This is a genomic window from Suilimivivens sp. (assembly GCF_037359455.1).
GTDB lineage: Bacteria > Bacillota > Clostridia > Lachnospirales > Lachnospiraceae > Suilimivivens > Suilimivivens aceti.
On the sequence record NZ_JAXXXI010000005.1, the window covers coordinates 15,285 to 39,739 of the forward strand.

General features: G+C 40.2%; 20 protein-coding genes. All 20 read left to right on the top strand.

Going from position 1 to position 24,455, the window contains the following annotated elements; translation table 11 throughout:
• The first annotated feature begins 11 nt into the window (after window positions 1-11).
• The 20 genes from WJQ40_RS00715 to WJQ40_RS00810 all read left to right on the top strand — a co-directional run bounded on the left by WJQ40_RS00715 (window position 12) and on the right by WJQ40_RS00810 (window position 24,445).
• A complete protein-coding gene (locus tag WJQ40_RS00715; protein WP_337537570.1) occupies window positions 12-1,187 on the top strand; it encodes a hypothetical protein in 1,176 nt (391 codons plus the stop codon).
• A complete protein-coding gene (locus tag WJQ40_RS00720; protein ID WP_337537571.1) occupies window positions 1,184-2,284 on the top strand; it encodes a glycosyltransferase in 1,101 nt (366 codons plus the stop codon). Before WJQ40_RS00715 ends, WJQ40_RS00720 begins: the two co-directional genes overlap by 4 nt.
• The gene (locus tag WJQ40_RS00725; protein ID WP_337537572.1) at window positions 2,281-3,333 is read left to right on the top strand and encodes a glycosyltransferase family 4 protein; all 1,053 of its coding nucleotides are present in this window, start codon (window positions 2,281-2,283) and stop codon (window positions 3,331-3,333) included. Before WJQ40_RS00720 ends, WJQ40_RS00725 begins: the two co-directional genes overlap by 4 nt.
• A complete protein-coding gene (locus WJQ40_RS00730; protein WP_337537573.1) occupies window positions 3,330-5,237 on the top strand; it encodes a WecB/TagA/CpsF family glycosyltransferase in 1,908 nt (635 codons plus the stop codon). The genes WJQ40_RS00725 and WJQ40_RS00730 overlap by 4 nt, the downstream gene beginning before the upstream one ends.
• Window positions 5,215-6,420 carry a glycosyltransferase gene (locus WJQ40_RS00735; protein WP_337537574.1) on the top strand — a complete coding sequence of 402 codons (1,206 nt, stop codon included), beginning with the start codon at window positions 5,215-5,217 and terminating at the stop codon, window positions 6,418-6,420. The genes WJQ40_RS00730 and WJQ40_RS00735 overlap by 23 nt, the downstream gene beginning before the upstream one ends.
• A gap of 1 nt (window position 6,421) precedes the next feature.
• Entirely contained in the window at window positions 6,422-7,987 is a 1,566-nt protein-coding gene (locus tag WJQ40_RS00740; protein WP_337537575.1) for a hypothetical protein, read from the top strand.
• On the top strand, window positions 7,972-9,711 hold the full coding sequence (locus WJQ40_RS00745) for an ABC transporter ATP-binding protein (RefSeq protein ID WP_337537576.1): 1,740 nt from the start codon (window positions 7,972-7,974) through the stop codon (window positions 9,709-9,711). Before WJQ40_RS00740 ends, WJQ40_RS00745 begins: the two co-directional genes overlap by 16 nt.
• Complete coding sequence (locus WJQ40_RS00750; protein ID WP_337537577.1) at window positions 9,708-10,586, top strand: GT-D fold domain-containing glycosyltransferase; 879 nt, start codon at window positions 9,708-9,710, stop codon at window positions 10,584-10,586. The genes WJQ40_RS00745 and WJQ40_RS00750 overlap by 4 nt, the downstream gene beginning before the upstream one ends.
• 219 nt (window positions 10,587-10,805) lie before the next feature.
• Window positions 10,806-12,191: a hypothetical protein gene (locus WJQ40_RS00755; RefSeq protein WP_337537578.1), complete on the top strand. Its 1,386-nt coding sequence runs from the start codon at window positions 10,806-10,808 to the stop codon at window positions 12,189-12,191.
• Window position 12,192: 1 nt separating this feature from the next.
• Window positions 12,193-13,350 carry a glycosyltransferase gene (locus WJQ40_RS00760; protein WP_337537579.1) on the top strand — a complete coding sequence of 386 codons (1,158 nt, stop codon included), beginning with the start codon at window positions 12,193-12,195 and terminating at the stop codon, window positions 13,348-13,350.
• A 367-nt stretch (window positions 13,351-13,717) separates the two neighbouring features.
• A complete protein-coding gene (locus WJQ40_RS00765) occupies window positions 13,718-14,797 on the top strand; it encodes a hypothetical protein (RefSeq protein WP_337537580.1) in 1,080 nt (359 codons plus the stop codon).
• Window positions 14,785-16,002, top strand: coding sequence for a glycosyltransferase 87 family protein (locus WJQ40_RS00770; protein WP_337537581.1), 1,218 nt, complete (start codon window positions 14,785-14,787; stop codon window positions 16,000-16,002). Before WJQ40_RS00765 ends, WJQ40_RS00770 begins: the two co-directional genes overlap by 13 nt.
• Window positions 16,003-16,007: 5 nt before the next feature.
• On the top strand, window positions 16,008-18,002 hold the full coding sequence (locus tag WJQ40_RS00775) for a hypothetical protein (RefSeq protein WP_337537582.1): 1,995 nt from the start codon (window positions 16,008-16,010) through the stop codon (window positions 18,000-18,002).
• On the top strand, window positions 18,002-18,721 hold the full coding sequence (locus WJQ40_RS00780) for a glycosyltransferase family 2 protein (protein WP_337537583.1): 720 nt from the start codon (window positions 18,002-18,004) through the stop codon (window positions 18,719-18,721). Before WJQ40_RS00775 ends, WJQ40_RS00780 begins: the two co-directional genes overlap by 1 nt.
• Entirely contained in the window at window positions 18,718-19,107 is a 390-nt protein-coding gene (locus WJQ40_RS00785) for a DUF2304 domain-containing protein (protein ID WP_337537584.1), read from the top strand. The genes WJQ40_RS00780 and WJQ40_RS00785 overlap by 4 nt, the downstream gene beginning before the upstream one ends.
• The gene (locus tag WJQ40_RS00790; protein ID WP_337537585.1) at window positions 19,088-20,203 is read left to right on the top strand and encodes a glycosyltransferase family 1 protein; all 1,116 of its coding nucleotides are present in this window, start codon (window positions 19,088-19,090) and stop codon (window positions 20,201-20,203) included. The genes WJQ40_RS00785 and WJQ40_RS00790 overlap by 20 nt, the downstream gene beginning before the upstream one ends.
• The gene (locus tag WJQ40_RS00795) at window positions 20,188-21,099 is read left to right on the top strand and encodes a glycosyltransferase family 2 protein (RefSeq protein ID WP_337537586.1); all 912 of its coding nucleotides are present in this window, start codon (window positions 20,188-20,190) and stop codon (window positions 21,097-21,099) included. The genes WJQ40_RS00790 and WJQ40_RS00795 overlap by 16 nt, the downstream gene beginning before the upstream one ends.
• 60 nt (window positions 21,100-21,159) lie before the next feature.
• Window positions 21,160-22,272 (top strand): glycosyltransferase, encoded by a 1,113-nt coding sequence (locus WJQ40_RS00800; RefSeq protein WP_337537587.1) that lies wholly within the window; start codon window positions 21,160-21,162, stop codon window positions 22,270-22,272.
• 1 nt (window position 22,273) lies between these two features.
• Entirely contained in the window at window positions 22,274-23,338 is a 1,065-nt protein-coding gene (gene wecB, locus WJQ40_RS00805; protein ID WP_337537588.1) for a UDP-N-acetylglucosamine 2-epimerase (non-hydrolyzing), read from the top strand.
• A gap of 30 nt (window positions 23,339-23,368) precedes the next feature.
• A complete protein-coding gene (locus WJQ40_RS00810; RefSeq protein WP_337537589.1) occupies window positions 23,369-24,445 on the top strand; it encodes a Gfo/Idh/MocA family oxidoreductase in 1,077 nt (358 codons plus the stop codon).
• Window positions 24,446-24,455 lie beyond the last annotated feature (10 nt).

Sequence of the window (24,455 nt, forward strand, 5' to 3'; positions counted from 1 at the left end):
GGAAATCGTTGATGAAAACAGATCGAAAACAGATTGAAAAAATTGCATATGGCAGCTTTTATCTCGGAGTGATCATAGAGGTACTGATGGTTATCATTGATAAGAGCGCCTTGATCAATCCGGTAGAGGGCAGGCTGTTTCAGCTGACATTTCTGCTGTTTCTGATCAAAACCTGTCTGACCAGGTATGATAAAAAAGAATATGCTGTGATAGCAGCTTTTCTTGCATTGGGAGCAATATCCTATTTTGTGACGGGCAGGAATGATATTGTCAGAATTGTAATGTTTCTCGCTGCATGCAAGAATGTGGATATGCAGAAATGCCTGAAGCTTGTATTTTATATGACCTTGACAGGATGTCTTCTTATCATGCTCCTATCATTCTTTGGAGTCGGGGGAGGCATGGCACTGACCCAGGACTATGGAAGGGGTAGTGTGGAGACCAGATATACATTTGGAATGGGACATCCCAATGCGCTCCAGTGTATGGTCTTTGCACTTACGGTCCTGGCATTATATTTGTATGGGGAGAAATGGAAATGGTATGGTTACGCGGCTGCTTTGGCAGTTAATATAGGTTTCTTTTTCCTGACGGATTCCAAGACCAGCCTTTTGGTTGGTATTTTTGCTGTTTTGTATACATTTTTATTTAAGGTGATTAAAAATGACAGTATCCGCAAATGGTTTGGTATTTGTGGTATGGGTGTTAGCGGATTTTCTGTATTGTTTTCCGTATTAATAGCAGCCAATGCATATAGAGTATATAATTATATATGGTACTTTGAATGGACCAGACCGACACAGTTTTTTGTATATCTTGACAGAGCATTAACTGGCAGGATAGCAAGTCTTGTAGGAACAACGGAATGGGAAGGAACAATCCAGACGTGGAAATTGTTTTCAGATCCATCGAGTCATTATTTCTTTGATCTTGGCTGGGTAAGAGTATTTTACTGGTATGGCATCATACCGGGAATAATTATGGTAGCCGTGTTTCTGTATATGCTTACTTACTGTATCCAGAAAAAGAGATATATGGAATTATCCATGGCTGTGTCATTTGCAGTGTATACTCTTGTCGAAGCACATGCAGTTTCTGATTATATTGGAAGAAATTATGTACTGTTTCTTCTGGGTGGGATGTGGAGCAGTCTGTTATGTAGGAAAAAGGCAGGTAAAGAATCATGAAAGTGCTGATCATGAATCCTATATTATATACGGCAGAAACTGATCAGATACCAAAGATGGAATCCATCAGGGATACTATGATATATACGTTGTGCATGGGGTTTGTGAAAAATGGTGATATTCCGACTCTGGTTGCAGCAGACTGTTATCGACCTGTAAAGCCGGAGGAGTATCCTTTTGAAGTAAAATGGTTTCCCTGTCAGATATCAAAGATATGTAAGCCCAGATGTATTCCCATGCTGAAAGGACTTGGAAAATATCTAAAAAAGCATGGAACAGAGTTTGATTATATTATCAGCAGTGAGGTTTTCTCACTTGTGACGCTGGAAGGTGCATTGCATGCAAGGAAAAAGCTGATAATCTGGCATGAGCTGGGAGCACATAACAGAATGTGCCATAAAATTCCATCAAGAATATGGTACAATATAGTTGGCAGATTTATTTTTCATGGAATCCCTGTGATAACAAGGTCAGAGAAGGCTGCAAAATTTATTTCCAGATATTGTGACCATGTGCTGCCGGTAATCATAGATCATGGGATTGATTTGGACAAAATCCCATATGCAGAAAATAAGGAAAATTATTTTGTAGTGGTATCCCAGCTGATAGAGAGAAAGCATATAGATCTTATTATTGATCGATTTGCGGCATTTACCAGAGGAGATTACAAGGACTATGAACTGAAGATCATTGGTGATGGAGTTTTAAATGAAGCTTTGCAGATACAGGCAGAACAGCTTGGAAAAGAAAAAAATATCCAGTTTCTTGGTAAGCTGGATCACAACCGGTTGATGCCTGTTCTTGCCGGTGCAAAAGCATTGCTCATATATACCAGCAAGGATAACAGCATGGTATCCATTGTGGAGAGCATTGCGGCTGGAACTCCTGTAATTACCACTTCAGTACCTTTCAATGTACCTTATATTTTGAAAAATCAGCTGGGAATCGTGAAAGATCAGTGGGGAAAAGAAGAACTGAAGGAAATATGTGGGAATAATGCTTTTTATGTGGAGAACTGTATAAGGTATAGAAAAAAGCTAGACCACGTATATCTGGCTGGCATGTTTGATAATATAGGGAGTTCTGAAACAGAATGAAAATAGTGTTTGTATTGCCTGATATGGCAGGAGGCGGAACAGAACGGGTAGTTTCACTGCTTGCGGATGAATATGTGAGCAGAGGATATCAGGTAAGTATCATGTTGTTTGCAGGTAATCAGGTGGCATATCCATTGGATGAGCGTATTGATGTGGTTCATACCGGAGATACATCAGGTGGAAATCCGTTGATCAGAATAAAACGGTTGATTGCCATGAGACGTTATTATAAACAGAATGCAGGATGTACAGTATTTGCTTTCAGTGCTATGGGTGCCGTATTTTCAGTGATTGCGGCAGCTGGGATTCCTCATGGGATGCTGGTATCAGAAAGAAATGATCCAGGGAAGTATGAGCATCAGAGAATTAGAAACTGGGCATATGGCAAAGCAGATAAACTGGTACTGCAGACAGAAGATATGAAAAAGTGTTTCCCGGAAAGCATCAGGAGCAAATCTGCAGTAATACCCAATCCCGTGCCGCAGAATTTACCGGAGCATTATCAGGGGGTACGGAAAAAAAGAGTTGTTTCTGTCGCAAGACTGGAGAAGCAGAAAAACCACAGACTGTTAATAGAAGCTTTTGCTGAATTTCTAAAGGCTTTTCCAGAATATGAGCTGCATATTTTCGGCATCGGTGAGCTGGAGGAAGCTTTGAAGGCGCAGGTTTTGGGATTACAACTGGAAGATAAGATCATCTTCAGGGGGTTTTCGACTAATGTCAGAGAAGAAATCCTTGACAGTGCCATGTTCGTTCTGTCTTCTGATTATGAGGGAATATCCAATTCCATGATCGAGGCACTGGCAATGGGAATACCTGTTATTTCTACAGATTGTCCCGTTGGGGGATCAAGAGCCTATATAGAGAACGAAAGCAGTGGACTTCTGGTGCCTGTTGGAGACAGGACAGCACTCTGCAATGCGATGAAGAGAATAGCTGCAGATGAGAAACTGGCACAGAAGCTTTCAGATAATGCCGTGAAGATCAGGGAAACTTATGCACTGTCCAAGATAGCAGACAGATTTTTAAAGGAAGCCGGAATTTCATGAATTTGGAAGACAGAAAATATTGTACAATTTTAAATACGAATATCAGTGTTACCAATATGGAAGACACGATAGCCATGCTGACTGAAAATCTGGAGCAGCTTCGGGGAAACTATATCTGTGTATCTAATGTGCATACTGTGGTTATGTCTTTTAGGGATGCAGATTACCGGAAGGTTCAGAACAGTGCAGCTATGGCACTTCCGGATGGGAAACCGCTGTCTATGGTAAGCAGGCAGCGTGGATATAGGGAAGCGGAGCGTGTACCAGGGCCTGACCTGATGCCTGCTATTTTCAGACTATCGGAAGGGAAAGGATACAGGCATTATTTTTATGGAAGTACACCGGAAGTATTGGATAGCCTGAAGAAAAAAATAGAGGAACGGTATCCGGGGCTAATTATTGCGGGTATGTATTCACCACCGTTCCGCTCCCTGACGGTGGAAGAGGATGAAGAGATCATTGCGAGGATCAATGAAACCAGACCGGATTTCATTTGGGTGGCGCTTGGGGCACCCAAACAGGAAAAATGGATGTATGATCACCGTGGAAAAGTAAATGGTCTTATGCTGGGAGTAGGTGCTGCCTTTGCATTTGAAGCTGGCAGTGTGAAGAGAGCGCCGGGGTGGATGCAGGAAATGTGCCTTGAGTGGCTGTACCGGATTCTGCAGGATCCAGGCCGGCTGCTTTCCAGATATATCAATACAAACTTTACTTTTCTGGCAGAAACAGCAAAAGAAACGAAAAGACTTCAGAAAGAAAAGAAAAAGAACAGAAAGCTGAAAGTGGCAATGATCGGCCATAAGAGGATACCGTCCAGAGAAGGCGGTGTCGAGGTAGTTGTTGAGGAACTGGCAACAAGGCTGACAGAGCAGGGATATGAGGTAGAAGCCTACAATCGTTCCGGATATCATGTGTCAGGCAAGGATTTTGATGGAGGAAGAAAGAAATATTATAAGGGTATCCGGATCATTATTGTGCCAACCTTCAAGAACGGTAAGCTGAATGCGATTGTGTACTCAGTACTTGCTACAATAAGGGCATTGTTTGGCAGATATGATGTGATCCATTATCATGCAGAGGGACCATGTTCGACTTTGTTTATTCCTAAAATGTTCGGGATCCGGGTAGTTGCAACGATTCACGGTCTGGACTGGCAGAGAGCCAAGTGGGGGAATTTTGCTTCCAGGGTATTGAAATTTGGAGAAAAAATGGCAGCAAAACATGCTGATGAGGTGATCGTTCTTTCCAGAAATGTACAGCAGTATTTTCTGGACACATATGGCCGTAATACACACTTTATCCCTAATGGAATAGCAAGGCCACAGATCTGCGAGGCGAGAGAGATCACAGAAAAATATGGGCTTGTAAAAGATGGATACATTCTTTTCCTGGCTAGGCTTGTGCCTGAAAAGGGACTGCATTATCTGATCAATGCCTATTCGCAGCTTGACACGGACAAAAGACTGGTTATTGCAGGGGGCAGCAGTCATTCCTTTGAATACATGAAAAAGGTACAGGAGATGGCAGCCAGGGATCCAAGGATTCTGATGACCGACTTTGTGCAGGGCAGGATTCTGGAGGAGCTGTATTCCAATGCATATTTATTTGTGCTTCCCAGTGATATTGAAGGAATGGCACTCAGTCTGCTTGAGGCCATGAGCTATGGAAACTGCTGTGTTGTTAGTGATATTAAGGAAAATACGGAAGTTACAGAGGATAAAGCAGTTATATTTGAAAAAGGAAACACAGAGGATCTGAAGGAAAAACTTTCAGATCTGCTGGGACATCCGGAAGAGGTGGACAGATATAAAGCAGCAAGTACAGAGTTTATCTGTTCCAAGTATAACTGGGAGGATGTAGTCAGACAGACAGAGGAACTTTATGAAAATTCTCATTGTAAATAAATTTCTGTTTCCCAATGGAGGATCAGAAACCTATATTTTTGAAATTGGAAAACAGCTGCAGAAAATGGGGCATGAGGTGCAGTACTTTGGCATGGAGCATGAAGGCAGGATCGTTGGCAATCATGCAGAAAGCTATACCTCTGACATGGATTTCCATGCAAAGGGACTGCAGAAGCTTCTTTATCCCTTTAAGATCATTTACTCGACAGAAGCAAGAAAAAAAATACGGCAGGTTCTGGATGACATGAAGCCGGATATTATCCATCTGAATAACTTTAATTTTCAGATCACACCTTCCATTATTTATGAAATCCGCAAATGGGAAAGAAAGCAGAAAAAGAAAGTTAGGATCATATTTACAGCCCATGACTACCAGTGGGTATGCCCCAATCATATGATGATGATCCCTTCGGACAAACAGCTGTGCTTTCAATGCCAGGGAGGAAAGTATGGAAGCTGTGTGACAAACAGATGTATCCATAATTCCAGAGTAAAGAGTATACTTGGTATGATGGAAGCAAAGCTGTATCAGAAGCTGCATACTTATGGAAAAGTAGACCAGGTGATCTGTCCGAGTCAGTTTATGTCAGATAAGCTTGCAACAAGCTCGATTCTTAAGGATAAGCTTATTGTTTTGCATAATTTCCTGACTGAAGAGAAATATCAGGTGGTGGAAAAGAAGGATTATATACTTTATTTTGGGAGATATTCGGAAGAAAAAGGAATACACACACTTTTGCAGGTCTGCAGTGAGCTGTCGCAGATCCCGTTTATCTTCGCCGGAGGTGGACCGCTGGAGAAGGAGCTGCAGAACTGCCCGAATATAACCAATATGGGATTCCTTCAGGGGAAAAAACTGAAAGAGCTGATCGCAGAAGCAAGGTTTACGATCTTTCCGTCAGAATGGTATGAGAACTGTCCCTTTACGGTGATGGAGTCGCAATGGTACGGAACCCCGGTGATCGCATCAGCAATTGGCGGCGTACCGGAGCTTGTGCAGGATGGAAAGACAGGAATTCTGTTCGAGGCAGGAAATGCTGGAGAATTAAAGGGAAAAATTGCAGAATTGTGGGATCAGAAAGAAGAACTGCAGTGTCTTACACAAAACTGCAGGGAAGTCAGCTTTGATTCTGCGGAGGAATATTGCAGAAAGCTGGAAAAAATATATACACAGGGATGCTAAGATGGAAAAAGCAGATAGAAAAACAGTGACAGTCAGTACTGGTGAAATTTTATATTGGTTATTCTTCGGTTCACTTTTATTTGCGAAGGGAATTGGTCTGTATGATGGACAGGCTGTATTTAAGGTCATTCTTTTATTTGCATCCTGCTGTCTGTTTGCCAAGCTGCTGATAGAAGAATATACCATAGCAGAATACGGGAAGATCGTTGCTGTTCTTGGGATTACTGCACTGACCTATGTGGTATCCGGTGAAAAAGGCCTGCTCCTGTATGGCATGATGATGGCTGGCATGAAAAATGTGAATCTGAAACGGATATTTACACTGGGAACCATAATCTGGTCTGTAACATTTCTGGGAACTACTGTGAGTTCTCTGTTCCGGATGGACAGTACTGTTTATAAGGTTCATGCCAAGCTGGGACTTGGGCATATATTCCGGTGGAGTCTTGGATATCCGCATCCCAATGTATTACAGGTATCCTACCTCCTTCTGGCCATATTTATTATCTATATGCTTGGAGATAAATTCCGGATGAAGCATGCAGTCTGGCTGTTTGCAGGGAACTGTCTGGTATTTCTGTATTCTGTGAGCTATACAGGTTTTGCGGTATTTATGTGCTTATTATTAGGAAGAATTTATCTTCTGTGGAGAAAGAGGCTGAATGTTGCAGAGAAGATAGTCATACAATGCATTTTCCCGGTATGTGTCTTTGTATCGTTAGTGATCCCTGTTACCGTTACGGGAAGATGGTTCCAGATTTTAAATAAATTGCTCAGTACAAGAATGGAACTGGCATGGAGATATCTGAAACCGGAATATATCAGTCTGTTTGGAAAACGGCTGTCTGAAATAACAACGGAAAGCGTTACCATGGACAGTGCGTATCTGTCGGCATTTATCACATATGGGATCATACCGTTCAGTATATTGTGCCTGTATACCATGTATGCAATTGCAAGATATCTTTCGAAGAAGATGTATCTGGAAACCCTGATTATCGTGACAATTGCAGTTGGCGGACTGACGGAGCCATTTTTGTATAATACATCTTTCAAAAATGTTTCCTTTATTCTGATGGGAGCACTCCTGTATGAAACTGGAAAAGGCAGAGCGTACAGGATTATTCCTGCCAGAGTGGCACAGAACTTTAATAAACAAATAGAACTGTCATTTGACAGATGGGTGAGATTACAGGCGAAGTTTAGAAATATATATGCCTTTCAGTGGAAGAAATGTGCTATTGCAGCAATATGTGCATGTATCTGTGCTATAGTAGTATATGGAGTCTGTCAGTATCCGAAAGGATATGTGGTTTACCGAAAAGACTGTGCGGATCTTACCAAAGAGAAGCATTATTATCAGGAAGATAATACGGCATATAAAGATTTTAAGAGAATGAAAGCTTTTGCGGAAGGGGAAGAGATTGAATATTTCAGTGGAAATATTGTTGCAATGGAGAAGGTACGTAATGAAATAGCTGCGCTGTGTATCAGTTATGTGATAGTATATTTTGCTACAGGGTGCCGGCAGGAAATAAGGAAGGAAAGAAAATGTTCAAAAAATTAAGCTATATTTTTACAACCAGAGACAAGATCAAAATAGGTATCTTGATGGTGGCAGTAGTAATAGGAAGCTTCCTTGAGCTCCTTGCTGTTTCCCTGTTTCAGCCGTTTATTAATCTGATCATGGATACGTCATCTCTGAAGGACAGCAGGATCATGAGCTATGTATATGCCAGATTTGGCTTTGATGAGATTAATTATTTCCTGGCTATGATCGCAGGTATTATCATTGCAGTCTATATTGTGAAAAATATATATATCATTGTGGAGAAGAATGCCATATATAAGTTTTCCTATCGTATTCAGAGAACGATGTCTACAGATCTTCTGAAGGCCTATATGAAAGAGCCTTATACATTTCATCTGGGAAAGAATATCTCTGTGCTGCAGAGAAGCATGCAGGAGGATACAGATCAGTTTACAAAAGGGATCATACATATGCTGGAAATGGTTGCAGAGGTATGTGTATGTATTGCCATAGGCATTTATCTGTTTATTGTAAGCAAATCCATTACCATAATCATTGTGGCATTACTGATAGCCTGTCTTGCGATTTTTTCGGTTATTTCCAGGAAATACTCCAGTGCATGGGGAAGGGAAGGCCAGGTTTACAAGTCCAGGATCTATCAGTGGATGAACCAGTCACTAGGCGGAATTAAGGAAATCAAGGTATTAGGAAGAGAAAAGAGCTTTATTGACCATTACGATCATTATTTTGCGAAATATGTAAGAGTACTGCGCCTGAACCGTCTGATCGGAGTGATCCCCAAGCATATTATAGAAATGGTATGTATGACGGGTTTGCTGCTGGCTATTATTTTCAAGATATTTTTCGGGCAGAAGGATCTGATTGAATTCGTTCCACAGCTTGCTGTGTTTGCAGTGGCAGCATTCCGGCTATTACCATCTGTAGGCAAGATCAATGAACATCTGTCAGCGGTTTTATATGCGATGCCATCACTGGATCTTATCTACAACGATCTGAAGGAGGTAGAAGCTCTGGAGGTGACGGAACAGAAAAAAGATGACTCCTGGAAGCTGAACCATGCAATAGAGGTTAAAAATGTATCCTATCATTATCCGGATGGGGAAGAAAATGTTATAGAACATGCATCCTTTGCAATTCAGAAGGGGGAGATGGTGGCATTTGTCGGAGCATCGGGAGCTGGTAAATCTACGATGGTTGACATTCTCTTGGGATTATTGAAGCCTCAGTATGGTAAGATTTATGCAGATGATATGAATATACAGAAGAATATACTCACCTGGCAGAAAGAAATCGGATATATCCCACAGACGATTTACCTGTCTGATGATACTATCCGCAACAATGTAGCATTTGGAGTCCCTGAAGACCAGATTAATGAACAGGCTGTACAGCATGCACTGGAGCAGGCGCAGCTTTCAGAGTTTATTGACAGCCTGCCGGCAGGACTTGATACCTTTGTCGGTGACAGAGGTGTGAGATTATCAGGTGGACAGAGACAGAGGATCGGGATTGCCAGAGCCCTGTATCATGATCCGGAAATACTTGTGCTGGATGAAGCAACCTCAGCACTTGATACTGAAACAGAAACAGCGGTCATGAAAGCAATCGACAGCCTGCAGGGGCAGAAAACAATACTGGTGATCGCACATAGACTGACTACGATCAAAAAGGCAGACAGATTTTTTGAAGTGGCAAATGGCCAGGTAATAGAACGGACAAAGCAGGAAGTATTAAAATGATGATAAAGAGGGCAGTAAAGGACAGTCTGGCACAGCTTGATTACTGGCTGTACCGCACCGGCATCAGAAAATGCAATATCCAGACATACAGCATAGATGAAACGATAGATACACTTATTTCATCTGAAAAAAGTATGATCCGTTTTGGAGATGGTGAAATCACCATGATCAGGGGACGGAGCTTGAAGCTGCAGCAGGTATCACCGGAAATTGCAGAAGGCTTGAAGAGGATCCTGGGATATACTTATGAGGATATTATGATCACGATACCGGAAATATTTGGGGATCTGAGGATATATAGAAAAGAAAGCAGACAGTTCTGGAAGGATCATTTACTGTTTAGCCGCAGGGTATATGAAAAATATTGTAACCCTGAGAAGAAATATTACAATACATCCGTTTCACGTTTTTACTATGCACTGTCTGATGAAGAGAAGAAAAACTGTGACAGATGGGTCAGGAAAATCAGGGAAATATGGAAGGACAGGGATATTGTGATCGTTGAAGGTGAACGGACACATAATGGAGTAGGAAATGATCTTTTCGATACAGCAGGATCTATAGAAAGGATTATTGGTCCTGCCAGTGATGCCTATGTAAAACGGAATGAAATACTGGAGTGCTGCAAGAAACATACTAAAGATAAGCTGTTTCTGGTATCACTTGGTGTTACAGCCAAGTTTCTGGTAGAAGATCTTTATAAAGCGGGATACAGAGCCCTGGATATTGGAAATCTGGATATGGAATATGAATGGTACCTCCATAAGGCAGCCGGAAAAGAGCCGGTAAAAAAACACTCAGTAGTAGGAAAAGAAGCAAATGAACAGGCAGGATTCCAACAGTATCTGCAGGAAATAACAGCGGTTGTGAAGTGAAAAAGCAGATATGGAGCTGAACATTGAAGATAAAGATTGAAAAGATTTGTAATAAAATAGTACTGATCTGTTTCGGAGCTCTTAGCTTTTGCCTGACTGTCCTGAGCATGCTGGAGACAAGTACAGAGACGACGATAGAGGGGAACAGAAAAATTATTTATCTTTCTGACCATCCGATTAAGCATATAGTGTTTTCCCTTGCAGTATTGCTTCTGGTATGTGGGATCCAGAGGTGGAAGGGCAGAAGAAATCCGGTTACAGAAGGAATCAAAGAAAAAAAAAGACAGGATAGCAGGTATTCTGCTTATTTTTGCATATGGCGTGGCCGGCATTCTGTATATTAGCTTTACGCAGCTGCAACCCATCAGTGACCCGGGAAAGCTTCAGACGATAGCAGGTGAAATGCTGCAGGGAGACTTTCATCAGTTTCAGGAAGGAGAATATATGCACAGATATCCTTTTCAAAGCGGATATCTGTTATTGATCTACTATCTGATGAAAGTGGCAGGCAGCAGGGAAGTGCTGATCCTTCAGTTTGCCAATGTGCTGGCAGCTGTGTGGAGCTATTATACCGTCTACCGGATGACAGGCAGGGTTTGGGATAACAGAAATAATGCAGTATTGCTGATAGAGATCCTTTTTACACCAATGCTGCTGTATACCAGCTTTGTATATGGAAATCTGCTTTCTCTTGGAATGGCAGCAGAGGCAATATATCTGGAATACAGGTATTTTGAAGAAAAGAAGATCTGTTATATACCAGCTTCAGCAATATTGATCAGTGTCGCTATTGTCTTGAAATCAAATTCCCTGATCTTTTTCTGTGGAATGCTCCTGTATGGGCTTTATCAGTTGTTCAGAGAAGAAAAGATTGTCCAAAAGGGGAAAATAGTTCTGATCCTGGGGGTATTTCTTCTGGTATATCTTGCAGGTGGAAAGCTTATCACCAGGCAGATGGAGAGAATTATTAGGCAGCCATTGCCGCAGGGAATGCCAAAGCTCACATGGGTTGCCATGGGACTGGAGGATGGAGGAGAAGCGCCTGGCTACTGGAATGGGACGAGTGTGAGAATTTATACGGAGAATGATTATGATACAAGGAAAACAACACAGGCAGCAGCCGAAGAAATAAAGGAACAGATAAAGCAATTCACAAATAACTGGAAGAACGGGGTAAAATTCTTTGCAAAAAAGACAGCAGCCCAGTGGAGTGAACCTACCTTTGGAAGCATAGAGATTTCGAGAAACAGAGAGTCAGAAAAGCCATTGCAGGGCTGGATCGCAGGTATTTACGAAGAAAATGAAAATGCCTGGTATATAGAATTATGCAATCTATATCAGACGCTTGTGTATATGGGAACTGTATTGTATGTTCTGACCAGGTGGAAAACGGTAAGGACAGAAGAACTGATCTATGCGGTGATCGTGATGGGCGGTTTTGTTTTTCATCTGTTTTGGGAGGGAAAAAGTCAGTATGTTATGCCGTATTTCTGGCTGCTGATCCCATATGCAGTAATGGGATATGAAATGACAGGAAAGAAGCTGTCTGATATAAGAAGCAGATATTTGAAAAATGGGATTTATAAACCGGGAGAAAACAGCTAAAATGAAGGTTATGTATGTAGCTCCACGCTATCACACCAATCAGATCGCAATTATGAAGGGATGGATAGAAAGAGGGGATGAGGTTGCTTTTTTAAGTCAATATGCCGGGAAAAGTGAAGATTATACCTGGGTAACACCTGAGATAATAGGCTATTCCAAGGTGTTTTTGATGGTGAATTATTTTTATACACATTTTTTGAAAAGAAATGATCCTTACCGGGATGACTGGAGATTGAAGTGTGGATTCCCACCAATGGGGAAGCTGAAAAAGAAGATAAAAGAATATGCTCCGGAGCTGGTGATCATCAGGGAACGGTCAGTCTATAGTATGTGTACCAATTTAATATGCCGGAAACAGCAGATTCCTGCGATCCTTTATAATCAGAGTCCGCTGTGGGACAGAGAGAAAAAGATGGACTGGCAGCATAAGCTTGTGTGGAAGCTGGTACCGGAATACAGGATCACTCCAGTGCGATATAATTATCGGCATCAGGAAAAGGATACTGGAAAACTGGTAGAGGATATCAGGACAAAGTGGGTACCTTTTGTTATGGAATTACAGCTTCAACCGGAGCAGAAAGTATACTTTCTGAAGAATACAGTCACAATTCTGATGATTGGAAAATATCAGGAAAGAAAGAATCATTTGATGCTGCTGCAGGTTTTTGAAAAGCTATGCAGTAAATACCAGATAGAACTTGTCATGGCAGGGGAATGTTCTACACCTTTTCATGAGAAGTATTATGAAAAGACAGAACAATATATCAGAGAGCATCATTTGGAGTCCAAAGTTACTTTGTATAAAAATCAGACACGGCAGCAGGTTTTTGAACTATATCGGAATGCGGATATTTTTGTCCTTCCAAGCTCTGACGAGCCGGCAGCGATCTCCCATCTGGAGGCTATGGCATTTTCCGTTCCGGCAATCTGCAGTACAGGAAACGGGACGGCAGATTACATCATAGAGGATCAGACTGGATATATTTTTGAAGATAAAAATGAAGAGGATCTGTTCTTTAAACTGGAACAGCTAGTAAAAAACAGGGAGAAAATTGTCCGGTTTGGACGGAATGCTTATGAGCATGTAAAGAAAGACTTTTCTTTTCAGAGTTACTATAAAAAGGTTATGGAAATATATGATGAGATCAGTAAAAGATAAAAAAAATACCATTATTGAGATAGCTGTAATGCTTGCAGCAGGATTTGTTTTCTATTTCCTTCTTGGGAATGAGTGGATCAGTATTCAGGATGACTCACCGGTTTATATGAATTTGTCGGGGCATGAAGGAGTAATGCCGGTTTATCCAATATTTTTGTTTTTGGTAAGGTATATAGTTGGGGAGACTCATTATCTAAGCGTAGTCGTATGTATACAGTCAGGTTTGGCGTTGATTAGTACTATGATTTTTGTCTGTTTTTTGAAAAAACAGTTCACATTAAAGGACTGGGAAACTTTCCTGTTATATTTGTTTTGTATGATGCCGTTTTCTATTTATTTACCGGAATCAGGGATCACGCATCAGATTATGACAGAGGGGATTGCCTATGCCCTTTTTTATATATATTTCCTGTTTCTGATGAAATACATTTACAGCGGAAAAGGAAAATGGCTGATTGCACTGATCATTATGGCGGTATTTCTGGAATTAACAAGAAGCCAGCTGATATTTTTGCATTTAGTGTGGGTAATGGCATTTGTTTATGTACAGGTAAAGGGAAAACCAGACTCTTCAAGAGGCGTAAAGATAAGGAATGGATTAATAAGCTTTATAATGGGCTGTGGAGTTATGCTATTGTCAATTGTAATGGTTTATAAAGTATATGGTTACTATATTTCAGATCAGTTGTCTGCTATGTACCGGATACAAAATGGAATCGTGGAAGAAGCAAAAGAAGAGAAGTCAGAGATGACTAAAGATATTTCCGATAGGGGAGAAGAAAAGAAAAAAGAAAAGACATACACAATATCACAAATGACATCACTTCTTATGATACGTGGTTTTTATGAAGTGGATCCGGAAGATGTGGAATTATTTCAATCACCTGAGATGAAAGAAATCTTTAAACGGGTTTATAGTGCGGTGGATAAAGAGAAATGCCGTTATGTATATGCCAGACAGGATTTATATATGTGGAAGGATCTGGTGAAAGATCAAATACCTGCTTTGGCACTTACGGAAATAAGACAGTATTTAGAAGAAAATTCGGAAATAGGACTGAAGCCTATAAAGATTATGAATGAGCTTGGAGGAAAAGTATTATTCTATCATTTTGGAAGGTACCTTTATCATACCTGCAGAGTTATGATTTCTTCCTTTATCAGCAGCATATTCTTCCAAGTAGAAAGAGTTTATCTGTTGTGTCATATTATTACACTTATCCTGTTCCTGATGGCTGTAGCAGGATGTATTATGATTGTGAAAAAAAAGAAAAATATACAGATAGCAGAGTTTACCGGAATGACAGTAGGCTATATCGTCATTATGGTGGTAGTTACCAATCTGGTATTTATAGGGCTTCAACGATATATGGTATATGCTATGGGTATTTTTTATTGCAGTATGTATCTGCAGATGAAGGAGATCTGGAAAATATGGAAAAAATGAGAGAACGGTTTGATGCATTTCTGATGAAAGAGATTAAAATTGGTAAGATAGAAATGCAAAGTGTAGTATTTCTGTTTGGAATTTGCATTTCTATAGCGGGTATATTGATTCGTTTCAGTTTAAGGCATTTTATTTCTGGAGATATGGATGGAGCGTTATTGGAATGGGTCACATGCTTTGAAGAAAATGGGGGATTAAAAGCTTTAAGACTAAATTTTTCCTGTTATAATCCTCCTTACATGTATATTCTGTGTTTAATATCTTATATTGATTATCCGACAACACCATTTAGCTATATGTATTATATTAAAGCGTTTTCTGTTTTATTTGACTATGCAGCAGCGTATGTGATGTTCCTGATCATTTATAGAATATCAAATAATTCTGAAAAAGCCATGCTTGCTTATTCGGCAGTTTTATTGTGCCCGACGGTGATTCTTAACAGTGCAGCATGGGGACAATGTGATATTGTTTATGTTGTGTTTTTGATGCTGTGTTTTTATTGTGTCCTGTGTAATAAAAGCACACTGGCACTGGCTTTTATGGGACTGGCATTTTCAATTAAATTACAGGCAGGTTTTTTCCTGCCATTTCTTGTTATCTGCTGGTTAAAGAAAAAAGTGAAGCTAATGGATTTTCTGATGATACCAGCTATATATCTGATAACATCAATTCCTGCTGTAATTGCAGGACAGGGCTTGGGAGACATTATTAATATCTATTTAGGACAACCTGGTTTTTATGATGATCTGGTGAAAAGTTATCCTAATATTTATGCGCTGATAGAAGAAAACCAGTATACAGCATATCTGATAGATGCAGCACCATGGCTGACAATCGGTCTTCTTGGAGGTCTGATGCTGTGGGTATACACTCAAAAATTTCATATGACATGTGATATTCTGTCGCTGCTTGTTCTAGTTTCAGTATCCATAATCGTGTACTGTATGCCTCATATGCATGAAAGATATGGATTTATACTGGACATTTTTGCTATAGTATATTGCTTTGCTTCAGGGGCATTAAGGAGATATTGGATCATGTTAGCCTATGAGGGGGTATCATTTGTTTCTTATCTTCCCTATCTTTTCAGATCCGAGAAGCTGACCCTTATACCGATAGCTATATTCTATGGAATACTGATTGTTTACATAGGAATGCTCCTTTTCAAAAGAGTTGCAGAGGAAGGTAGAAGTGAAGTATGAATGTAATGGCTAAAATAACAAGGCAGATCATTTATATACTCAGTGGAGTTACACTGTCATTATTAACATTTATCAGTCTGATATCTACCTGTTTTGTGGGACTGGATGAAGCAGGTGAAGAGAGGATTTATTATTTCAGGGATTATCCGCTGGTGCATATTGTGGCATTTTCGCTTCTGATGGGACTGCTCTACTGGGTTCGACATAAAACAATATCGAGAGAAAAAGGGAAGAAAATAGTTAAATATATTCTTTGGGCATGGGGAATTGCAGCTCTTTTCTGGGTGATTATTTACCAGAAGGATCCGGTTCATGATTCCAGAAATGTTCTGATGGCAGCAACGGGAATGCGGCAGTACAATTTTACATCCTTTACAGAAGGAAATTATTTGTATGCATGGTCAGGAAATAGAAAACTTGCTTTGTGTCTGTATCTGGTTTCTTTTCTGATTGGGGTGGATAATTATGTGCTGCTACGGATGCTGAATGTGGGCGCATTTTTGCTGATCTTCTGGTTACTGTATAAATTTGTGGATGATAGCTGGGGAAAAGAAACAATGGTACCAGTTATACAGGTCTTAGCATGCTGCTTGTTTGTGCCACTGCTTCTTTATACAACGCTGATTTATGGCGACGGGTATGGTCTTGCACTGGCTGTGTCTGCTGTTTATGCACAGCTGAAATATTTCTCAAAAAGAAAATATAAATGGGCATGTCTGTCAGCGCTCCTTATCGCAGCAGCCTGTATAGTAAGGATGAACGAGCTGATTGTATGGATAGCTATGATAGTGCTGGCAATATATGATGTACTGCTGACCCGAAAGTGGAAAGAAGGGGTGTTATACATACTTATTCTGGTGGGAGCTGTCTGGGGAATCAACAATGCGAGTGAGATGACTCTTCAACGGATTACCCAGATGAGGCTTTCAGATGGGGTACCAGTGGAAAGCTGGATCGCTATGGGACTTCAGGATAATGATAATGGAAGAGGACCAGGATGTTATAATGGATATAATTTGTGGTCATTTAACGGGAATGATTATGACACAGAAAAAACGAGAGCAGAAGCAAGAAAAGATATCCGTGAGACTTTGGAAGAGTTTTCCAGGGAGCCTGATGAAGCAGTGCGGTTCTTGCTACGAAAAATAGCTGGACAGTGGAATAATCCGGATGGAGAGGTATTTAATGGAACTGAAATAAAAGAAGGAGATCTGGCAGCGGGTATAAAAGCTGTATATAATGAAAAAAACATAGTATTGATAAGGATATGTATGAATTTCCTGCAGACGTGGATTCTGGCAGGAGCATTATGTTATCTTCTTTTTCACAGGGAAAAGACAGAATATGGATGGATATTTCTATTAATTTTTCTTGGTGGATTTCTGTTTCATCTGTTTTGGGAAGCGTCAGGGCGGTATGCGGTTCCATATTATGTAATGCTGATCCCTTATGCGTGTATGGGAATGGTATCAGTAGAAGAGCGTATAGAGGAGGCAGGAAGAAGCTGTTTAACGAAAAGAAATCTTCTGGCAGTGACCGTGATTCTGCTGGTAGCAGCAGGGCTTCCTTTTTTAACAATCTGGAGAAAAGCCGGACTCGTGACGGAAAATAAGCCAGCAGGGCAGGAGAAAATGGTAAAAAGTGGATTTTGCTATATTTGTACAGAAACAGGTGATTTATATTTATCAGAGCAGGAAGGCAGCGTGCTTGTCCTGCGTCAGAAAACCGAGGAACAGAAATGCAGTCTGTATGCAGGTGACGACGGGTATACGGTACGTTTTCAGAAGGATCAGAGTGTACTGAGCCTTGAGGGAGATGAAGTATGTGCCACAAAACAGGAATATCCTTTTGAATGGTCAATCAGAATGACAAAGGATCATAAATGTTATATTATGAGAGATGAAGGAACCGTACTGGCGTATAATCCGGAAGACTGGACAGTATATTTGGCAGAATTGGAAGAAGATAAAGAAGAACAATTATGGAAGGTTTGTGAGTGATGCTTATGGCGAAATGTCTGATCATTATACCCGCTTATAATGAAGAGGAAAATATAGAGAATCTGATAGAGAACCTGAAGAATAATTATCCACAGTATGATTATATTATCGTGAATGACTGTTCCACAGATCAGACGAAAAGGATCTGTAAGAAAAATAATTATCAGGTGTTAAACCTTCCCATTAATATGGGAATCGGTGGTGCAGTCCAAAGCGGATACCGGTATGCCAGAGAAAATGATTATGAGTATGCAGTCCAGATCGATGGGGATGGTCAGCATGATGTGGCATATCTGGCAGGAATGCTTCAGAAGCTGGAGAATAAGGAAGCAGATATTGTGGTAGGTTCACGGTTTGTGGAGAAAGAAGGGTTCCAGTCATCAGCAGCAAGAAGAGCAGGTATTATTTTTCTGAGCCGCCTGTGTCATTTTCTTACCGGGATCCGGGTGAAGGATATTACCAGTGGATATCGCGCTGTCAACCGAAGATTTATTCATATATATGCAGATGATTATCCGGCAGATTATCCGGAGCCAGAGGCTATGGTGATGGCAGCGGTTCATGGCGGCAGGGTATTAGAATATCCGGTTATTATGAAGGAACGTCAGGGAGGGGAGAGCTCGATCACCCTGAAAAGATCTTTTTATTACATGATCAAGGTTTCTCTTGCCATGATGATCAGAAGACTCAGTATGGGCATAAGGAGGGCAAAAGCATGATACCTGGAACCTTACGTATTACTCTGTGTGTAGCAGTGCTGCTTTATTTTGTTATTATTCTTCATTATCTGAAAAATAAGATGCTTGAGCTGAAGTATACATTGATATGGCTTGCAGCGGGTATTGTCATGGGAATCATGATATTTTTCCCGGAGCTGCTTGTTGCCTTTGTCAGGATACTTGGAATAGAGAGCAATATGAATGGATTATATATCCTTTGCTTTGGGGTCACCATCATGATCATGATGACACTGACTTCTATTGTATCCAGACAGAACATGAAGATAAAGATTTTGATCCAGGAAAACAGTATGCTCGAGAAACGAATCCGGGAGCTGGAGCAGAGTCAGCAGGAGAAAACAGAGAATGAAAAGAACAGCGATTGATCTTTTGTGGCTCCGGCCTGGTAAGGTGGGAGGAACAGAATTTTTTATCCGGAATCTGCTAGACGGACTTTCAAAACTGGATGAGGATTTCGCATTTGTGCTTCTGGTATCCAAAGATAACGCAGATACCTTTGTCCATTATACGAAGGACAGAAGATTTACTATATTACAGGCGGATATTGCATCGGCAGGGATCGGGAAAAGAATCATATGGCAGAACCTGCATCAGAATAAATTTCTTAAAAAGCATGGTATTACAAGATGCTTTGAACCGGTTTACTGTAAACCATGGTTGAATGGGGGTGTAGAATACACCTGTGTTATCCATGATCTTCAGGCACTGCATTATCCGGAATACCATCCTTTTCATGAAATTGTATATTCCAGAATGTGCTGGAGAATGGATGTACTGAATGCAGCGAGGATCTTTGCAATTTCCAATTGGGTCAGAGAAGATATTATTCGGAAATATCACAGGAAGGATATAGGGGTGATCTATAATCCCATACTGGTGACAAAAGAGGAAGTTGTTCCCTTTGGTGATCTGAAGGAGCGATATCACATAGATGAAAAAGGTTATTTTTATACGATTGGACAGCTGATTCCTCATAAAAATATAGAGACTCTGATTCTGGTTATGCAGCTAATCAGAAAGAAGAAATTGGATCTTCCAGGGAAGCTGTTGATTACAGGGATAAATGGGAATGCAGCCAGTCAGCTGCAGAAGAAAATAACAGAGCTTGGGCTTCAGGATAATATTACCTTTACCGGGTTTATATCCAATGAGGAAAGGAATACACTGTATCAGAACTGCCACACATTTTTGTTCCCAAGTGTATTTGAAGGCTTTGGGATGCCAACGGTGGAAGCCATGTATTTTGGCGCCAGAGTTGTGACTACGCAGTGTGCCTGTATACCGGAGGTAACACAGGGGAAGGCAGTTTATGTGCAGGATCCCTATGATGTAGAGGAATGGATCCAGAAAATAGAAACGAAAACAAAGCAGGAAGAACCGGATTTTGGCAGATATGCACCTGAGCATATCGCAAGGCTCTATCTGGAAGCGTTAAAGGAAGACGAATGGAAGAAAAGATAAGTGTTATTCTGGTGAATTACAACGGCATGTCATTTAATGATGCCTGTATTCAGTCAATTTTAAAGAGCAGTATCAGAGACAGTCTGGAAATTATAGTTGTAGATAATGCATCTACAGATGGATCACTGGAAGCACTGCAGAAAGTATGGGGAGATCAGGAAAAGGTTCATATCATAGCACTTGATGATAATTACGGATTTGCCAAGGCAAATAATATCGGGATCAGGTGGGCGATGGAGCAGGGGTGTAGTACCTATGTGCTTTTGAACAATGATACTGAAATTAAAGAAGATACATTGGAACGTCTTCTTAAGTGCAGTCAGGAGCACAAGGCACTGGTAGTTTCCAAGGTTTTATATGCGGACAGACCAGGTGTAATATGGTATGCAGGAGGAAAATTGACTCCTGTTATCTGGAAGCCTGTTCACAGGGGATTGAACCAGAAGGATATAGGGCAGTATGACAGAGAAGAAAAGTGTGACTTCGCAAACGGCTGCTGTCTGCTTATGACAAAAGAGATTATTGAAAAGATAGGTTATCTGGACGAGAGATTTTTCCTATATTACGAGGATACAGAATACAGTCTGCGGGCAAGGGCGGCTGGAGTAGAAATCTGGTATTGTGGACAGGCTGTGGTTTACCATAAGGTAAATGGGGCAACGAAAGGGAATGAAAATCCACTCAGTGTTTATTATATTACGAGAAACTGGCTGCTATGTAATAGACAATATATGAAAAAAAGATTTATCATATTCAGAATATATTTTTTCTTCAATAGACTGGCATGGAGCATAATATGGAAATTGCAGGGCAAGGATTTGCTGATATGTGAGATAAAGCGTGGAATCAAACACTATAAAGAAGGAAAAAATGGAAGATATGAGCAGGGAGTGTAATTTGCAATAGACATTACATTGTGATATACTTTTAAAAATATGATGATTAATGAGGAAGTAATGAAAAAAGGGTACTATATACATTTTCAAGGAAGAGAATCTATTGGTGTAAGTAAAAAAATTGATATGCAGCTGGCTGAGTTTGAAAAGCATTTTCAAATAGAGGAACTTGAGGTCACAACACCTCAGAGAAGTATTCTGGAGAGAATTATTGGCTTATGGCCGACAGCGTCAATAAAAAGAAATTATCAAGCTGCATTAAATCAGTTAGAATCCCCTGATTTTATTTATGTAAGAAGAACGGTGGCAGATAAAGAATATGTTGCGTTCTGGAGAGAGATAAAGAAAAGGTTTCCTGATTGTAAAATTATTATTGAAATATATACGTATCCTTATGATAAAGATGATTTTGGTAAATGGAATGCGTGGCCATTCTATTTTAAGGAGTTGATATACAGGAAGCAACTGAAGAATTATATTGACAGATTTGTAACGTATACTGATGATAAGGAAATATTCGGTGTAAAGACGATTATAACTCGAAATGGAATAGATTTATCCCGGGTAAGCACTGTAGAGGGAGAATATAAGGAAGATAGAATTACTTTATTGGCTGTTGCCTTTATGCAAAGACATCACGGATATGAACGGATCATAGAAGGATTAAGAAGCTATTATCAACAAGGAAATTCCCGGTATACTGTAGAATTAAAATTGGTAGGGGATGGTCCGGAAAAAGCAGAATATGAAAGCTTAGTGGGGAAATATCACTTGCAGGATTATATAGAATTTTATCCAACTATGTCTGGAGAAGCATTGGAACAGCTTTATGATGAAAGTGATATTGCGATGGCATCCTTTGGAATGTATAAGTTGGGGTATAATGGGAAGCTCAGTGCATTAAAAACCAGAGAATATTTGGCAAAAGGAATGCCAATTGTAACTGGATGTAAAATTGATGTATTAAATGATGACTATTTTTATGTGCAAAATTTTAGTAATAATAAAGAAAGCATAAATATTAATGAAATAGTAGATTTTTATGTTAAAATTAAGTCGAAAAATCTGAAAAAAGCAGTTACAACAAATGAAATCAGAAAGTATGCTGAAGAGACAGTGGGAATGGAAAAAGCAATGTTACCTGTTATCAGATTTATAGAGAGTGAGGAATAAAATGATAGTACATGTGGTAGGAAACAGACCTCAGTTTATCAAACTGGCACCATTATATTTTGCCTTAAAAAGTTCGGGGGCAGAACAGAGTATCATTCATAGTGGACAGCATTATGATCCAAGCTTATCACAAATATTTTTTGATGAATTAAATATTCCAAAGCCTGCTGTAAATTTAGGAGTGGGAAGCGGTACCCATGCGGAAATAACAGCTAAAGCATTAGTCGGAGTGGAAAGAGAATTGCTGCAGTTAAAGCCAGAATTGGTTATTGTATATGGAGATACGGACACAACATTGGCGGCAGCCCTTGCTGCTTCGAAATTACATATACCACTTGCACATGTGGAAGGAGGCGAAAGAACTCATAGCAGAACGAATCCTGAAGAACAGAATCGTATTGTGACAGATCACCTGTCAAGCGTGATATTTTGTCCAGATATGATTGCAGTAGAAAATACAAAGCTGGAGGGAATGGAAAATAATTCATATTGTACAGGGGACATTATGTATGATACATTTTTGAACTGTGCAAAGAGGGAAAAAGAGAATAATGATCCTATTATTTTGATGACATGGCATAGACAGGAGAATACGGAAAGTAAAGAGCGGATGGAAAGTATTCTGAATTTTGTTGAGAAGCTTAATGACAAGGTGATTTGTCCAATGCATCCCAGGACACAGAAATATCTGAAGCAGTTTGGACTATGGGAAAAAGCCCTTGGAATATCTGGCTTTTCAATAATTGATCCAGTTGGATATCTGGAAATGGTAGCACTTATGCAGAGCGCAAGACTGATCCTGACAGATTCGGGTGGTGTTTCAAAAGAGTCATCATTTGCCGGTGCTAAATGCCTTTTTATGGTCGATCTGGATGTTTGGATTGATTTAATGAATATTGGATGGATTCAAAAGGTTAATGTGGAAGATGAGAAAAGCGTTCAGAGTGCATTGAAGTTTGCCCAAGAAGCGCAAAGAGTAGAGACAGATAAGAGACCCAGGCTCTATGGAGATGGTCATGCAGCACAAAAGATGGTTCAGATTTTGAAAGAGAAGAAATTTATTTGATTATAATGATCAGGGAGTATAGGGTAACATATGAGATATGCATTAATTGGTTGTGGCAGAATTTCACCGAATCATATTGCAGCAGCAAAGGCAAATAATCTGGAGATGATTGCTATTTGTGATATTGTTCCAGAAAATATGATTGATAAAAAAGTAAAGTTTGATCTTCCAAACACAGTAAAACTGTATACAGATTATAAAAAAATGCTGGCAGAGGAAGTGATTGATCTGGTAGCAATTGCAACTGAGAGTGGGAAGCATGCGCAGATAGCACTTGACTGCATTGAAGCAGGGTGCAATCTGATCATTGAAAAGCCTATTGCGCTATCCTTGGAAGATGCGGATAAGATCATCAAAAAAGCGGATGAAAAAGGAGTTAAGGTATGCGCCTGTCATCAGAACAGATTTAATAAATCTATACAGAAGATAAGAGATGCAGTGGAGAAAAAACGTTTTGGAAAGATGTTTTATGGAACGGCACATATCAGATGGTGCAGGGATCATGAGTATTATGACCGGGCCAGCTGGAGAGGAACATGGGAACAGGATGGCGGAGCTTTGATGAATCAGTGTATCCATAATATTGACCTTCTCCGGTGGATGCTTGGGGATGATATTGACGAAGTAGTTGGTATGACAGACAGACTGCATCATGACTATATAGAAGCAGAGGATCTTGGTATAGCGCTTGTCAAGTTTAAGAGTGGTGCTTACGGAATTATAGAAGGAACTACAGATATATATCCTAAAAATCTTGAAGAAACCTTATATTTATTTGGCGAGAAAGGAACGGTAAAGGCAGGAGGTCAGTCAGTTAATGTAATTGAAGAGTGGCGTTTTTCTGATATGCTTGATGATCCGGAAGAGGTGAAAAGACAATTTCATGAAAATCCCCCCAATGTATATGGATATGGGCATACACCCCTATATGCGGATGTAATAGAGTCGATAGAAAAGAACAGACAGCCTTATGTGGATGCCAGAGCAGGAAGAAGGGCACTGGAGCTGGTATTGGCAATCTATGAATCTGCATTCAAAGGAAGCTTTGTAAAATTACCAATGAAAGAATGCAGTACTATACAGTTCAAGGGAAGATTTGATAAGTAGAAGGATAAAA

Coding starts and splice junctions, on each gene's coding strand:
- WJQ40_RS00775 (WP_337537582.1), top strand. CDS start 16,008: ATGGCTAAAATAACAAGGCAGATCATTTATATACTCAGTGGAGTTACA.
- WJQ40_RS00765 (WP_337537580.1), top strand. CDS start 13,718: ATGACAGAGGGGATTGCCTATGCCCTTTTTTATATATATTTCCTGTTT.
- WJQ40_RS00780 (WP_337537583.1), top strand. CDS start 18,002: ATGCTTATGGCGAAATGTCTGATCATTATACCCGCTTATAATGAAGAG.
- WJQ40_RS00715 (WP_337537570.1), top strand. CDS start 12: ATGAAAACAGATCGAAAACAGATTGAAAAAATTGCATATGGCAGCTTT.
- WJQ40_RS00740 (WP_337537575.1), top strand. CDS start 6,422: ATGGAAAAAGCAGATAGAAAAACAGTGACAGTCAGTACTGGTGAAATT.
- WJQ40_RS00790 (WP_337537585.1), top strand. CDS start 19,088: ATGAAAAGAACAGCGATTGATCTTTTGTGGCTCCGGCCTGGTAAGGTG.
- WJQ40_RS00760 (WP_337537579.1), top strand. CDS start 12,193: ATGAAGGTTATGTATGTAGCTCCACGCTATCACACCAATCAGATCGCA.
- WJQ40_RS00745 (WP_337537576.1), top strand. CDS start 7,972: ATGTTCAAAAAATTAAGCTATATTTTTACAACCAGAGACAAGATCAAA.
- WJQ40_RS00720 (WP_337537571.1), top strand. CDS start 1,184: ATGAAAGTGCTGATCATGAATCCTATATTATATACGGCAGAAACTGAT.
- WJQ40_RS00795 (WP_337537586.1), top strand. CDS start 20,188: ATGGAAGAAAAGATAAGTGTTATTCTGGTGAATTACAACGGCATGTCA.
- WJQ40_RS00750 (WP_337537577.1), top strand. CDS start 9,708: ATGATGATAAAGAGGGCAGTAAAGGACAGTCTGGCACAGCTTGATTAC.
- WJQ40_RS00730 (WP_337537573.1), top strand. CDS start 3,330: ATGAATTTGGAAGACAGAAAATATTGTACAATTTTAAATACGAATATC.
- WJQ40_RS00785 (WP_337537584.1), top strand. CDS start 18,718: ATGATACCTGGAACCTTACGTATTACTCTGTGTGTAGCAGTGCTGCTT.
- WJQ40_RS00770 (WP_337537581.1), top strand. CDS start 14,785: ATGGAAAAAATGAGAGAACGGTTTGATGCATTTCTGATGAAAGAGATT.
- WJQ40_RS00735 (WP_337537574.1), top strand. CDS start 5,215: ATGAAAATTCTCATTGTAAATAAATTTCTGTTTCCCAATGGAGGATCA.
- WJQ40_RS00810 (WP_337537589.1), top strand. CDS start 23,369: ATGAGATATGCATTAATTGGTTGTGGCAGAATTTCACCGAATCATATT.
- WJQ40_RS00800 (WP_337537587.1), top strand. CDS start 21,160: ATGAAAAAAGGGTACTATATACATTTTCAAGGAAGAGAATCTATTGGT.
- WJQ40_RS00725 (WP_337537572.1), top strand. CDS start 2,281: ATGAAAATAGTGTTTGTATTGCCTGATATGGCAGGAGGCGGAACAGAA.
- wecB (WP_337537588.1), top strand. CDS start 22,274: ATGATAGTACATGTGGTAGGAAACAGACCTCAGTTTATCAAACTGGCA.